Raw genomic sequence first — 12,641 nt, 5'->3', positions numbered from 1 at the left:
GGTGGGTACCCGGCTCGTTTCGGCGTCGACGGGCCGTCAGTTACTGATCGGATTCGGCTTCCGTGATCGCGCTCGAGACCTCGTCGTGAGATGCCGGCTGGTCGGCATCGTCGTCCTCGTTGGGTGGCGCACTGACGCCTATTTCTTCGGGGTCGACTCCGGCGAGCGTTGCGGCGAGACGTCTGTACGCGACCGCAGCGGGGCGGTCAGGTTCGTGGACGACCAGCGGTGTCCCGGCGTAAACGCTGTCGCGGACCGCTCGATCGTCCGGAATCGTTCCCAGCAGTGGGACGTCCAGGCTGGCTGCGATCTCCTCGTAGGAGACGTCGCCGTCCGGGCGAGTTCGCGTGACGAGCAGCCCCGAAACCTCGCCGCCGGCGCGGTCGGTGAGCTCGAGGGTCTTCCGGGAGTCGTGGACCGCCGCGGGTTCGGGTGTCGTGACGAGCACGACGGTGTCGGCGAGCCCGAGCGGGAGGACGGTCTCGTGGCTGACGCCGGCGCCGACGTCGAGGAAGACGTACTCGAACTCCTCGCGGAGCGTTTCGACGACCTCTCCCAGCCCCTCGGGGGCGGTTTCGGCGTACGCCTCGAGTTCGGTGCCGCTCGGGACGGCGACGATGTTGTCCGCGAGCTGGTACGTGGCGTCCTCGACGGTGGCGTTCCCTGAGAGCACGTCGTAGAGGGTGGCCGCATCGGGGTCCAGACTGACGAAGCCGGCGAGGTTCGCCATCCCGAGGTCGGTGTCGACGATGGCGACCCGGCGTCCCGCCTGAGCGAGCGCCGTTGCGAGGTTGACCGTCGTCGTCGTCTTTCCGACGCCGCCTTTGCCGCTTGCGACCGCATAGATAGTCTCGTGAGACATACTGGGTTACTAACCGGACAGTGTGGCGGGAGCACCTTAAATCGTAACCACACGTTCGGGGATCCGCCGAGCGAGCAAATATCGGATCGCTGATCGAATTGGTCTCCTCTCGTCGCGCCCGATCGGTTCGTCTTACACGCCCTCAAGGGCGGTCGGGATGTCAAAGGGTACTTACCCCCAGCACCGCTTTGTAGGGACAATGAGCCAGGAGGGTGAGCAAGAGCAATCCGACCGGAAGAAGTACGAGTTCCGGAAGGTTATCGAGGACCTCAAGAACTTCGAAGGGTCGGGGACCCAGCTCGTCACGATCTACATCCCCGAGGATCGCCAGATCAGTGACGTCGTTGCCCACGTCACCCAGGAACACTCCGAAGCCGCGAACATCAAGTCGAAACAGACCCGGACCAATGTCCAGGACGCGCTTACGAGCATCAAGGACCGCCTTCGGTACTACGACACTTTCCCGCCGGAGAACGGGATGGTGATCTTCTCGGGCGCCGTCGACTCCGGCGGCGGCCAGACCGAGATGGTCACACGCACCCTCGAGAGCCCGCCCCAGCCCGTCGAGTCGTTCCGGTATCATTGCGACTCCGATTTCCTCACGGAGCCCCTCGAGGAGATGCTCACCGACAAGGGCCTCTACGGCCTGATCGTCCTCGATCGGCGCGAGGCCAACGTCGGCTGGCTGAAGGGGAAACGCATCGAACCCGTCAAATCCGCCTCTTCGCTCGTCCCCGGCAAGCAGCGCAAAGGTGGCCAGTCCGCCCAGCGATTCGCCCGGCTTCGTCTCGAGGCCATCGACAACTTCTACCAGGAGGTTGCGGGGATGGCAAACGACCTCTTCGTCCCGAAGCGCCACGAACTCGACGGCGTTCTCGTCGGCGGCCCCTCGCCGACCAAAGACGAGTTCTTGGACGGCGACTACCTCCACCACGAGCTTCAGGACACGGTGATCGGCAAGTTCGACGTCGCCTACACCGACGAGTCCGGGCTCAAGGACCTCGTCGACAACGCCGAAGACGCGCTGGCCGACGCGGAGGTCGTCAAGGACAAACAGCAGATGGAGGAGTTCTTCAAGGAACTCAACGCGGGCGACCTCGCGACGTACGGCTTCGAACAGACCCGTCGGAACCTCGTGATGGGGTCGGTCGACCGACTGCTGATTAGCGAGGACCTCCGCAAGGACGTCGTCACCTACGACTGCCCCGAGTGCGATAACACGGACCGGACGATGATCGACCGGCGCAAGTCCACCCCCGGCCACGAGTGCTCCGAGTGCGGAACGGCTGTCGAAGCGGGCGAGGACGACCGCGAGGACGCCATCGAGCACCTGATCGGGATCGCCGAACAGCGCGGCACCGAGACGAAGTTCATCTCGACGGACTTCGAGAAGGGCGAACAGCTCTACAACGCCTTCGGCGGCGTCGCCGGTATCCTCCGGTACAGCACCGGCGTCTAACCTCCCTCGCTGACTCGCCGGCGCGACCCCCGTTTTCTGCGCTCTGTCACCGACCGCCGTCGCAGACGGACTCCGACTCGAGAGGAACCCGTCTCAGATGCCGGCGGATACTGGTCGCGGTAGTCAGAGTTTAGACGGTTCGGTGGCTCACCTCTGGTAGCCACGTCCCGGCGACTGACCCTCCATCGATTCGCTTGCCGACTCGAGGTCGCCCGCCGGGAGCTACACAACGATGAATCGACGCACGTTCCTTCAGGGTGTAACCGCGGGATCTACGACCGGCATCGCGCTCGTCGCTGGATGTACGGATTCGGAACCCGGCGCAGATGACGACTCGACCGCCGAGGCCGACGACGATTCGGTCGCGGACGACGAAACGATGCCGGCGTTTCCGGAGGTCGAGGACCCGCCGGACGCGGTGTACGTGCCGACCCACCGCGAGGCGATGCGGATGCTCGAGCCGATCGAAGCCGGCGACTACCTGCTCGCGCCGATGCTGTCGTACCCCCACCCGTTCTGGCTCGTCACGGGCCGGGACACAGAGCGGGTCGACCCCGATCCGGGCGCCGGCGTTCACCTGATGATCACCCTCTGGGACCGCGAAACGGAAACCGTACTCCCCGTCGACTCGGGCACGAGGGTCACGATCGAGAGAGACGGCGAGGAGATCGACGAACGGTCGCCGTGGACGATGATCTCCCAGGAGATGGGCTTTCACTTCGGCGACAACGTTCCTCTCGAGGACGACGGCGCCTACGAGGTCGAAGTGCGGATTCCGCCGCTCGACGTGCCCACGACCGGCGAACTCGAGGGGCAATTCACCGACACCGAGACCGCCTCCTTCGAGTTCGTCTACGACGATGATTTCCGCCAGGAAGTCGTCGGCGGCGTCGAGTATCTGGACGAGGAGTACTGGGGGGAGCCGGGAGCGCTCGAGCCGATGGATCACGGCGACCACGATCACGATGATCACGGGGACGATCATCACGGCGACGACAGTCACGCCGATCACGGGAACGACCACCACGACGACCATCACCAGGTCCCGTACTCGAGGGTTCCCGCAGCCGACGAGTTCCCCGGCGTCGTGCTCGGCGACCCCGAAAGCGGCGACGCGATCCTCCTCACCGCCGTCCTCGAGGACGCGGCACATCTCGTCGACGGGGAGGAGTATCTGGTCGTCTCGCCCAGAACGCCGTATAACCGGGTGCCGCTCGCGGATATGGCGCTTCGAGCGGCCGTAACGCGCGACGGCGACCTCGTCGCTGAAACCGATCTCCAGCAGGCGATCGACCACGAACTCGGCCTCCACTACGGCGCCGCGACTTCGGAGCTCCAGGCGGGTGACACGCTCGAGATCACGGTCGACTCCCCGCCCCAGGTCGCCCGCCACCAGGGGTACGAAACCGCGTTTCTCGAGATGCCGCCGGTCGAGATTTCGGTGGACCGATGAGTGTCGGAAGCCGACCGCTGTGTGGTCTTTTCGTCGTCTGCGTTCTCCTGGGAACGCTCGTTGCCCCCATCGGATCCGCCGGCGACAACATCGCGATCCTCTACTTCGAGGGAGGCGATATCGAGGTGGAGCCGGGTGAGACGGTCACCGTCGACGTCGTGTTGAGCAGCCACGGCGGCTACGGCGGTGACGGCGTCGGCGAGGTTACGTTCACCCTCGACTACGACGCGGACACCCTGTCGGTGGTCGATATCACCCATGGCGAGTGGCTCGCGGACGGGGACAGCGAGGTCCTCACGTCGGAGACATACGACGAAACCGGCGGGGCGCTCACCGTCAGTCACGAGCGCGACCCGCCGGGACCGGGCGCGACGGGCACTGACACCCTTCTCACGCTGACTCTCGAGGCCGAGGCCGATGCCGAGCCGAGCGAGTCGACACTCGAGTTCGCGGAGTCCTCGGTGGGCCTGGTAAACGGCTACCCCCAGAGTGTCGTCGACCGTGACGGAACGCTGGTCGTCGCCGGCGGTGTGGACGACGAGCCGTCGGACGCGAGCGGTGACGAGCCGGGGGTACCCCTCGCGGAGGCGGACGACGAGGGCGAACCCGATGCGGGGGCGACTGTGGACGAGTCCGAATCGGAGCCACGATCCGAAAACTCGACCGCGGCGGATGAGGACGACCGGAGCGACTCGACGCCGGGGTTCTCGGTCTTTGCCGGCCTCGTCGCCACGCTTGCCGTCGCCGTCGGCCTCGCACTGCTCGTTCGCGGGCCGTCCCAGCCGTGATATCGGGAGGCCTTTGGCAGTCGCTGGTGTAGGATCGGTGACGCCCCGATGAGCCCTCCACGAACCGATGTACCACTCCTGGACGCGGTTTCCCGTCGACAGGATTTCCTCTCCGTTCTCGAGTCGACGCCACTCGGTAAACGCGAACTCGCCGAGGCGCTCGACTGTTCCCGGTCGACGGTCGATCGGGCGATCCGTGAACTCGAACAGCGGTCGCTCGTCGACCGCCGGCCGGACGGCGTCGCTCTCACGGTGGCCGGTCGCCTCGCGCTCGCGGAGTATCGTCGGTCGCTCGAGCAGTTCGAGGCGATCGGCGAGACCAGTCACCTCCTCGCGTCGCTTCCGCCATCGGCGCCGATGTCCACCGCGATGCTCGAGGGGGCGACCGTCCACGAGCCGGCGACACACGCGCCGAACGAACCGCTCGAGGACATCGCCCAGCGACTCGACGGAGCGGACCGCTTTCGCGGCCTCGTGACGGCCGAACGCCTCCCGCAGTTTCGAACGCTGGTGTACGACGGGACGGTTGCGGGCGAACTCGACGTCGAGGCCGTCCTCACCGAGGACCTGCTCGCGTTTCTGTGTGCCAACCGCAGCGAGCAACTCCGGGAAGTCATGGCGACCGGTCAGTTCCGGATCCACGCTCTCCCGTCGGTTCCGTACGGGCTCGCTATTATCGACCGTCCCTCGAGAGCGCACGTCTTCGTCGTTCTCACGACCGAGACCGGCGATGTGACGACCGTCCTCGAGAACGACTCGCCGGCGGCGCTCGAGTGGGGCCTCGACGTCTACCGTCGCTACCGGGCGGCTGCAACCTCGATTCCGCCGCCGCCGTCGGCGAGCGATCGCGCCGAATAACGAGCCGGTCTCGCGGCAGAGTATTCGAAAACTGATAATTCAGACATCCGTACGTATTTGGGTGCGGGGCATCGAGTCGAACCCGTGCAGTCCGACTCGCTACTCGACGCGTTCGGCGCGGTTCACTCCCGGATCGAGTTGTTCGGCGCGCTGGAACACGGCCCGCTCGAGAAACCGGAACTCGAGACCGCACTCGGCTGTTCCCGCTCGACTGTCGACCGGGCGGTCCGCGAACTCGAGGACGCCGGCTTGCTCACCCGCACCGAGGAGGGGTACGCACCCACGCTGTACGGTCGGTTGCTCGTCGATCGGTATCTCGACTGCCTCGAGCGCGTCGCTGGCGTCGTCCCGGCCGGCCCCCTCCTCAGGTCGCTTCCGGCGGAGGCGCCGATGGCGTCCGAGTTTCTCGAGGGGGCGGTGGTCGTCCAGTCGACGCCGCCGGTCCCCCACCGACCGGTGAGCCAGTTCGAGCGCCTCCTCGAACGGGCCGACCGCCTTCGCGGCCTTTCGTGCTGTATCTCCCAGTCGACGACGCCGCAACTCGTCCGGGACCGCGTGCTCGATGGCGGCCTCGAGGTTGACCTCGTCGTCTGTGACAATCTCGCCGAGTACATCCTCGAGTCGCCGCCGGAACGGCAGTGCGTACGCGACCTGCTCGAGAGCGGCCGCTGTCGGATCCGTCGGGTCGAGTCGGTTCCGTACGGGCTCACGCTCCTCGAGACCGACGGCGACGACCACGCCGTTCTGTTCGTCTACGGCGAGGAAAACGACGTCGTCGGAACGATCCACAACGACGCAGCCGAGGGCGTCGCCTGGGCGGAATCGGTGTACGAGCGGTATCGGGCCGATGCAACCCCGCTCCCCGAGAACCGGTTCGAGTAGCTAGTACAGGAGCTGCTCGAGCTGGTGGCGACGGCGCTCGAGGTCGATCGCCGGTTCGACGGTCGGCTCCGCGAGCAGCCGATCGAGGACGAGCAGCGGGTCGACGCCGGCGCGTTCGGTCTCCTCGAGCAGCGTCGCGATGGCCTCTCTGTTCGTCGCGAGCGAGGAACAGAGCCCCAGCGCGAGCGCCAGCGGCACCGCGCGCTCCGAACGGGTGGGAAAGGAGTCACTGAGACGGTCGAACTCGGGCTCCGGGGCCGGTTCGTCGCCGGCGCTGACGGTGAGACACCGGGGACAGATCGACGCAGTCGCCGCACCCTCCGGTGCGTACTCGCGTTTGGTTTCGGGAACGGAAAAGACGACCCTGCGCTCGCCACACGGACAGCCCATCTCGTCTCAGTCGCCGCCGGGGAGGCCGCCGGCGGTCGCCTGCTCGAGTTCGTCGCCGGAGACGGCGTCCTCGTCGACCTGGCGGGCTTCCTTCTCCTCCTGTTCTTTCTTCTCCTTGATCTTCTTCAGGCGGAAGATCTCCTCTCGCTCCTGTTCTTCGAGTTTTTGCTCGATGAACTCCTTGTTCTCGTACAGTTCGGGGAGGAGTTTGAACTCGAGCGCGTTGACGCGCCGCTTGGTCGTCTCGATCTCCCGGAGCATCTTCTTCATCGCCGTCTCGACCTCGGCGGCGAGGATGATGCTCTCTAAGAGATCCTCGTAGGCCTCGGCGGCCTCGTCGATGCGGGCTGAGGTACCCATGATCCCGTACCCGCGCTGGTCGAGGCTCTTCGAGACTCTCGAGGACTCGATCTGGGGAACGACGACCCCCATGATGTTCTTCGATTCGGTGGTGATCTCGGGGTGTTCCTGCAGCGCCGCTGCCGCGCCGCGAACCGCGACGTCGCCCTCCATCGCACGGGCCATGTTGATCTTCTTCTGAGCGTCCTCGTAGTCATCCGAGAGCTCTCCGCGGACGTCCTGGGCCTTGTCGAGGATGTCCATGAACTCCATGATCAGCCCGTCCCGCTTCTTCTCTAGGGTGCCGTGACCTCGCTCGGAGAGATCGATGCGATCCTCGATCTGCATCAACTCCTTGCGGGTCGGTTTGACGTCCTTGGCCATGTTGAGCGGGTGTAGCGCTCCCAGTCGGATAACTGTTTACAGTTTCGCTCGCTCGAGTGAGCGGACACTGCGACGTGACGGCGTTCAGCTTCGGTTCGACTACCGACGGGGCCGTCCAGATCCAACCCTACCCAAGGAATAGATCCACCATATCGCTGGTCGACCCACCCTTGTAGAGCTCAGCGTAGCCACAGTTCGTACAGGAGACCACGTGGAACCGACGGTTCTGGATGTCGAAGAACTTCGACATCCCCGTTCCGGTCGTCGCGATATCGTCCACCTCTGTCTCCGTGTGCCCGCACTTCGGACACCCCTCGTCGGCGCTCGTCTGTCTGTCGGCCATACCGCTCGGACTATCTGTCAGTGACAAGTATTTTGTGTTCGTCATCCGAGTGTCGAACAGACAGTCGTGATACGAAATGCCTGAGGCCGTGCTCGTGTTCGGATTTCTACTGGTCGCCGTCGGAACGATGCTCGGACTCTATCTCGTGATCAGTGAGGAGACGACGAACCCCACTGTCCTCGACAGGGAGACCGCAGAGCGCGAGGCGAAGGCCCGCGGCGGTCGCGGCGAGGACACCGACCCCGAGCGGCCGGATCGGTAGCCGACCGGAGCGCCACCGCTCGAGCAACGCGAGAAAAACCGCAGAAGATCGCAGTTAGTCGGCCTGTACGGCTTCGGATTCCGTCTCGCGGTAGTGCTCCGCGATGAGGTCCTCGTCGATCCGGTTGAGTTCCTCCTTCGGAAGGTCCGACAGCAGGTCCCAGCCGAGTTCGATCGTCTCGTCGATCGATCGGTTGGTGTCGTACCCCTGCTGGACGAACTCCGCCTCGAAGCGGTCGGCGAAGTCGAGGTACTTGTTGTCACGCTCGGAGAGCGCCTCGCGGCCGACGATGTTCACGAGGTCGCGTAAGTCCTCACCCTCCGCGTACGCCGCGTACATCTGGTCGGAGACGTCGGCGTGGTCGCCGCGGGTCAGGCCCTCGCCGATCCCGTCGTCCATCAGCCGCGACAGGCTCGGCAGCACGTTGATCGGCGGCTCGATACCCTGGGAGTGGATGTCTCGGTCGACGTAGATCTGCCCCTCCGTGATGTACCCCGTCAGGTCGGGGATCGGGTGGGTGTCGTCGTCGCCGGGCATCGTGAGGATCGGAATCTGGGTGACCGATCCCTCGCGGCCCTCGATCCGACCCGCGCGCTCGTAGAGCTGGGCCAGGTCGGTGTACATGTAGCCGGGGTAGCCACGCCGTCCGGGCACCTCTTCGCGTGCGGCACCGATCTCGCGGAGCGCCTCACAGTAGTTCGTGATGTCCGTGAGGATGACCAGCACGTGGTAGCCCTTGTCGAAGGCGAGGTACTCCGCCGTGGTGAGCGCGAGTCGCGGCGTGACCGTCCGCTCGACTGCGGGGTCGTCCGCGAGGTTCATGAAGACGACCGAGCGCTCGAGTGCGCCCGTGCGCTCGAAGTCCTGCATGAACTCGTTTGCCTCCTCCTGGGTGATCCCCATCGCGCCGAAGATGACTGCGAACTCCGAGCCCTCTTCGCCGCCTTCTTCCTCCTCCGGCACGGTCGCCTGCCGGGCAATCTGGAGTGCCAGATCGTTGTGCGGCAGTCCCGAACCCGAGAAGATCGGCAGCTTCTGACCGCGAACGAGGGTGTTCATCCCGTCGATGGAACTCACACCCGTCTGGATGAACTCCTCGGGGTACTCCCGGGAGTAGGGATTGATCGCCGCGCCGACGATGTCGCGGCGCTCGTCGGGAACGATCTCGGGGCCGCCGTCGATCGGGTTCCCCGACCCGTCCATCACGCGACCGAGGAGGTCCTCGGTGACGGGCATCTTCATCGTCTCGCCCAGGAACCGAACCGAGGCGTTGCGGTCGATACCGCCCGTTCCCTCGAACACCTGGATGGAGACGAGTCCCTCGCTCGATTCCAGTACCTGTCCGCGCAGGGTTCTGCCGTCAGGCGTCTCGATCTCGACGATCTCGTCGTAGCCGACCGGTTCGTCGACTTCGGCGAACACCAGCGGACCGCTGATCTCCGTAATGGTTTGATACTCTTTCATGGTTAGTACAGATCCCTGAGTTGAGTTTCGAGGTCGTCCTCGAGTTCCTCGATGAACTCGTTCCACTCCTCGGCCGTGCCCATCCGGTTGAGCCGGGGTGCGGCGTCGATGTCGATGATCTCTTCGACCGGGACGCCCGCCTCGAGTGCGTTGAAGGCCTCGTCGTGGAACGTCCTGATCGCCTGCAGCATCCGGTAGGTCTTCTCGGGCGGACAGAACGTGTCCACGTCGTGGAAGGCGTTCTGCTGGAGCCACGCCTCACGGAGGTAGCGTGCGACCTCGAGGGTCAGCTGCTGGTCCTCCGGCAGCGCGTCCTTGCCGACGAGCTGAACGATCTCCTGGAGTTCGCCCTCTTCGTCGAGCACGTCGACGGCCCACTGGCGGATCTCCGGGTAGTCCTCGGCGACGTTCTCGCGGAACCAGGGGTCCAGCTGCTGGCGGTACAGCGAGTACGACTCGTTCCAGTTGATCGACGGGAAGTGTCGCCGCTCGGCTAAGTCCGCGTCGAGCGCCCAGAACGTCTTGACGATACGCAGGGTGTTCTGGGTGACCGGCTCGGAGAAGTCGCCGCCCGGCGGCGAGACCGCCCCGATGACCGACACCGATCCCTCGGTGCCGTTGATGTTCTCGAACAGGCCGGCCCGCTCGTAGAACTCCGACAGTGCCGCGGAGAGGTAGGCGGGATAGCCCTCCTCGCCGGGCATCTCCTCGAGTCGACTCGAGATCTCGCGCATGGCCTCTGCCCACCGGGAGGTGGAGTCGGCCATCAGCGCGACGTCGTACCCCATGTCGCGGAAGTACTCCGCGATGGTGATCCCCGTGTAAATGCAGGACTCGCGCGCTGCGACGGGCATGTTCGAGGTGTTCGCGATGAGGCACGTCCGGGACATCAGCGGTTTACCCGTCTTCGGGTCCTCGAGTTCCGGGAAGTCCTCGATCACTTCGGTCATCTCGTTGCCACGCTCGCCACAGCCGACGTAGACGACGATGTCCGCGTCGGACCACTTCGCGAGCTGGTGCTGAGTGACGGTCTTTCCGGAGCCGAAGGGTCCTGGAATCGCGGCCGTCCCACCCTTCGCGATGGGGAACAGGCCGTCCTGGATGCGCTGCCCGGAGACGAGCGGCACCGTCGGCGTCTGCTTCTCGCTGGCCGGTCGCGCCCGGCGGACGGGCCACTCCTGGTGCATCGTGATCTCCTCGCCGGAGTCGAGTGTGGCGACGGGCTCTTCGACGGTGAAGTTCCCGGCCTCGATCGAGTCGATCTCGCCGCCCTCGGAGTTCGGCGGGACCATCACCTTGTGGGTGATGCTCTCGGTTTCGGGAACCTCGCCGATGACGTCGCCGGCTTCGACGGTGTCGCCCTCGGCGACGGTGGGGGTGAACTCCCACTGCTTCTCGAGGTCGATCCCCGGCGCGTCGACACCACGATCGAGGAACGCCGAGCCCATCTTCCTCTCGAGTTCGTCGAGCGGGCGCTGAACGCCGTCGTAGATGGAGTCGAGCATTCCCGGTCCGAGGTCGACCGAAAGGGGCTCGCCCGTGTTCTCGACGGGTTCGCCCGGGCCGACGCCGGAGGTTTCCTCGTACACCTGAATCGTGGTCAGGTTCCCTTCGATTTCGATGACCTCGCCCATCAGCCCTTCGTCGCCGACGTAGACGACGTCGTTCATCCGGGCGTCGAGGTCCGCGGCGGTCACGACCGGACCGCTCACGCTGTTGATGATTCCGTCTTCTCTGACGGCTTCGGTGTTGTCTGCCTGACTCATGTTACTCTTGATCCTCTTCCATCAGGTCGATCCCGATGGCGCGTTTGATCTGTTCGCGAAGACCGCCGCCACCCGTACCGCTACCGATGGTGACGACGACCGGTTCGACGCTCGTTTCGACGTCCTGTCTCACGTTCCGCGAGAGGTACTCGAGGTCGTCGTCGTGCATGACGACGATGCCGACGCCTTCGTCACCGAGTGCATTGGTGACGGCGTCGTCTAAGTCCTCGGATTTCTCGTCGTCCGGGACGTTCTCGAACCGTCTCACGCCTGCGAGTCGAAAGCCCGTCGTAAACTCGGGGCTGCCGACGACTGCGATTTCCTGACTCATAGCACCACCAGCTCCTCTTCGATCTCGTTCTCGGTGAGGCCGACCTCGCGGCCGCGGGCGATCGCGCGGATGTTCTCGACCTCGCGCTCCTTGGCGAGGATGTAGGAGAACACCGCCGACACCGAGACGGGGTAGATGCTCGAGAGCTTGTCGGAGTACTCGAGCAAGGCGGCGTCGAGGGCGTGCTCGAACTGGATGAGGCTGTCGGCCTCGCGCAGTCGAGAGAGCGCCGTCGAGAGCCGGTCCCCGTAGCGGCGACTGTCCGCGATGTGGGAGACGAGTTCGTCGTAGTCGTTGACCAGCAGGCTCAGCTCCGACGCATCGAACAGCACGCCGCCTTCGATGTAGTACTCCGCGGGGTCGAGATCGGCGCCGCTGCGAGCGAGTCGCAGCGCGTTCCGGGCGTTCCGGAAGTCGATCTCGGCCTGCAGGAACTCGACGTACATCGCTTCGGGACCCTCCTTTGGCCGCCCGAGGTCCGCGAGAAGGTTCTCGAAGAACGCCCGGTCAAGGGCGTTCTCGAGCGGGACGAGCACGCCGGTCTCCTCGTAGACCTCGTAGGCTTCGGCGAGCGGTTCGTAGAAGATCGTGCCGTACAGGACGTCGATCACGTCTTCGATCTCGCTCAGCTCGAGCATCCGGTCGAGAGTCGCATCCTCGAGTTCGCCGGCGCGGATGAGGTCCGTCTGGATCTCCTCGGCGGGGGTGTCGGTGTAGATCCCGCGGATGATCGTCTTGATGTTCCAGACGTCGAACTTCCTGAGGTAGCGGGCGATCAGGTCGTAGATCCGACCCTGGGACCACTTCAGCAGGTCGTCGAAGTGCTTCGCGAGGTTCCGGTTCAGCGCGTACTCGATCAGGTCGACGCCGGAAAACCGCGTCCCGAGCGCGTTGATCTCGCGCTCGTACTCCGTCTCCTCCATGAACCGTGCGATCTCGCTCGGCCCCATCCGGATCAGCTTCCGGTAGTCCTCGTCCGCGAACAGCGCCGCTCGGCGGGACCGAACGCGGGCGTTCACGTACTCCGGATTAGAGGCTTCGGCGTTCACGCGGACCACCT

Annotated in this window: 14 protein-coding genes; 6 read left to right on the top strand and 8 right to left on the bottom strand. The window is 65.2% G+C overall.

Features of this window, described 5'->3' with window-relative positions:
* Nucleotides 1–40: 40 nt before the first annotated feature.
* Nucleotides 41–862, bottom strand: a complete 822-nt coding sequence (locus AC6I6S_RS06705; protein WP_497948961.1) for a MinD/ParA family ATP-binding protein — start codon at nt 860–862, stop codon at nt 41–43.
* Between the two features lie 199 nt (nt 863–1,061).
* Here AC6I6S_RS06705 and prf1 point away from each other — a divergent pair, with 199 nt between their 5' ends.
* The 5 genes from prf1 (at nt 1,062) to AC6I6S_RS06680 (ending at nt 6,302) form a co-directional block, all read left to right on the top strand.
* Nucleotides 1,062–2,321: a peptide chain release factor aRF-1 gene (gene prf1 / locus AC6I6S_RS06700; protein ID WP_497948960.1), complete on the top strand. Its 1,260-nt coding sequence runs from the start codon at nt 1,062–1,064 to the stop codon at nt 2,319–2,321.
* A gap of 232 nt (nt 2,322–2,553) precedes the next feature.
* Complete coding sequence (locus AC6I6S_RS06695; RefSeq protein ID WP_497948959.1) at nt 2,554–3,774, top strand: DUF7350 domain-containing protein; 1,221 nt, start codon at nt 2,554–2,556, stop codon at nt 3,772–3,774.
* Complete coding sequence (locus AC6I6S_RS06690) at nt 3,771–4,562, top strand: cohesin domain-containing protein (protein ID WP_497948958.1); 792 nt, start codon at nt 3,771–3,773, stop codon at nt 4,560–4,562. The genes AC6I6S_RS06695 and AC6I6S_RS06690 overlap by 4 nt, the downstream gene beginning before the upstream one ends.
* 48 nt (nt 4,563–4,610) lie before the next feature.
* Nucleotides 4,611–5,420, top strand: coding sequence for a helix-turn-helix transcriptional regulator (locus tag AC6I6S_RS06685; RefSeq protein ID WP_497948957.1), 810 nt, complete (start codon nt 4,611–4,613; stop codon nt 5,418–5,420).
* Between the two features lie 84 nt (nt 5,421–5,504).
* Nucleotides 5,505–6,302 carry a helix-turn-helix transcriptional regulator gene (locus AC6I6S_RS06680; RefSeq protein WP_497948956.1) on the top strand — a complete coding sequence of 266 codons (798 nt, stop codon included), beginning with the start codon at nt 5,505–5,507 and terminating at the stop codon, nt 6,300–6,302.
* Here AC6I6S_RS06680 and AC6I6S_RS06675 read toward each other — a convergent pair whose 3' ends face one another.
* From AC6I6S_RS06675 to AC6I6S_RS06665, 3 genes are all read right to left on the bottom strand, one after another.
* The gene (locus AC6I6S_RS06675) at nt 6,303–6,692 is read right to left on the bottom strand and encodes a DUF6276 family protein (RefSeq protein WP_497948955.1); all 390 of its coding nucleotides are present in this window, start codon (nt 6,690–6,692) and stop codon (nt 6,303–6,305) included.
* A gap of 6 nt (nt 6,693–6,698) precedes the next feature.
* Nucleotides 6,699–7,415, bottom strand: a complete 717-nt coding sequence (locus AC6I6S_RS06670; protein WP_497948954.1) for a V-type ATP synthase subunit D — start codon at nt 7,413–7,415, stop codon at nt 6,699–6,701.
* Nucleotides 7,416–7,542: 127 nt separating this feature from the next.
* Nucleotides 7,543–7,758, bottom strand: a complete 216-nt coding sequence (locus tag AC6I6S_RS06665) for a zinc ribbon domain-containing protein (RefSeq protein ID WP_497948953.1) — start codon at nt 7,756–7,758, stop codon at nt 7,543–7,545.
* 76 nt (nt 7,759–7,834) lie between these two features.
* Between AC6I6S_RS06665 and AC6I6S_RS06660 the strand changes: the two genes are divergently transcribed.
* The gene (locus AC6I6S_RS06660; protein WP_497948952.1) at nt 7,835–8,020 is read left to right on the top strand and encodes a DUF8143 family protein; all 186 of its coding nucleotides are present in this window, start codon (nt 7,835–7,837) and stop codon (nt 8,018–8,020) included.
* 54 nt (nt 8,021–8,074) lie between these two features.
* On the opposite strand, the gene AC6I6S_RS06655 is transcribed toward AC6I6S_RS06660, so the two are convergent.
* Genes AC6I6S_RS06655 through AC6I6S_RS06640 form a run of 4 tightly spaced genes read right to left on the bottom strand, consistent with a single transcriptional unit; the run spans nt 8,075 to nt 12,630 of the window.
* The gene (locus tag AC6I6S_RS06655; protein WP_497948951.1) at nt 8,075–9,484 is read right to left on the bottom strand and encodes an ATP synthase subunit B; all 1,410 of its coding nucleotides are present in this window, start codon (nt 9,482–9,484) and stop codon (nt 8,075–8,077) included.
* A 2-nt stretch (nt 9,485–9,486) separates the two neighbouring features.
* Nucleotides 9,487–11,250, bottom strand: a complete 1,764-nt coding sequence (locus AC6I6S_RS06650; protein WP_497948950.1) for an ATP synthase subunit A — start codon at nt 11,248–11,250, stop codon at nt 9,487–9,489.
* 1 nt (nt 11,251) lies between these two features.
* Nucleotides 11,252–11,581, bottom strand: coding sequence for a V-type ATP synthase subunit F (locus tag AC6I6S_RS06645; protein WP_497948949.1), 330 nt, complete (start codon nt 11,579–11,581; stop codon nt 11,252–11,254).
* Nucleotides 11,578–12,630, bottom strand: coding sequence for a V-type ATP synthase subunit C (locus AC6I6S_RS06640; RefSeq protein WP_497948948.1), 1,053 nt, complete (start codon nt 12,628–12,630; stop codon nt 11,578–11,580). The genes AC6I6S_RS06645 and AC6I6S_RS06640 overlap by 4 nt, the downstream gene beginning before the upstream one ends.
* Nucleotides 12,631–12,641: the final 11 nt, after the last annotated feature.

The organism is Natrononativus sp. DTA114, from assembly GCF_059736515.1.
Note: the sequence above shows the minus strand (reverse complement) of the source record. Positions and strands in the feature narration are given on the sequence as shown.

What these genes read in the sequence shown, in the direction of transcription:
- AC6I6S_RS06660 (WP_497948952.1), top strand. Translation starts at nt 7,835, where the DNA reads ATGCCTGAGGCCGTGCTCGTGTTCGGATTTCTACTGGTCGCCGTCGGA.
- AC6I6S_RS06690 (WP_497948958.1), top strand. Translation starts at nt 3,771, where the DNA reads ATGAGTGTCGGAAGCCGACCGCTGTGTGGTCTTTTCGTCGTCTGCGTT.
- AC6I6S_RS06685 (WP_497948957.1), top strand. Translation starts at nt 4,611, where the DNA reads ATGAGCCCTCCACGAACCGATGTACCACTCCTGGACGCGGTTTCCCGT.
- prf1 (WP_497948960.1), top strand. Translation starts at nt 1,062, where the DNA reads ATGAGCCAGGAGGGTGAGCAAGAGCAATCCGACCGGAAGAAGTACGAG.
- AC6I6S_RS06650 (WP_497948950.1), bottom strand. Translation starts at nt 11,250, where the DNA reads ATGAGTCAGGCAGACAACACCGAAGCCGTCAGAGAAGACGGAATCATC.
- AC6I6S_RS06695 (WP_497948959.1), top strand. Translation starts at nt 2,554, where the DNA reads ATGAATCGACGCACGTTCCTTCAGGGTGTAACCGCGGGATCTACGACC.
- AC6I6S_RS06675 (WP_497948955.1), bottom strand. Translation starts at nt 6,692, where the DNA reads ATGGGCTGTCCGTGTGGCGAGCGCAGGGTCGTCTTTTCCGTTCCCGAA.
- AC6I6S_RS06705 (WP_497948961.1), bottom strand. Translation starts at nt 862, where the DNA reads ATGTCTCACGAGACTATCTATGCGGTCGCAAGCGGCAAAGGCGGCGTC.
- AC6I6S_RS06655 (WP_497948951.1), bottom strand. Translation starts at nt 9,484, where the DNA reads ATGAAAGAGTATCAAACCATTACGGAGATCAGCGGTCCGCTGGTGTTC.
- AC6I6S_RS06665 (WP_497948953.1), bottom strand. Translation starts at nt 7,758, where the DNA reads ATGGCCGACAGACAGACGAGCGCCGACGAGGGGTGTCCGAAGTGCGGG.
- AC6I6S_RS06645 (WP_497948949.1), bottom strand. Translation starts at nt 11,581, where the DNA reads ATGAGTCAGGAAATCGCAGTCGTCGGCAGCCCCGAGTTTACGACGGGC.
- AC6I6S_RS06670 (WP_497948954.1), bottom strand. Translation starts at nt 7,415, where the DNA reads ATGGCCAAGGACGTCAAACCGACCCGCAAGGAGTTGATGCAGATCGAG.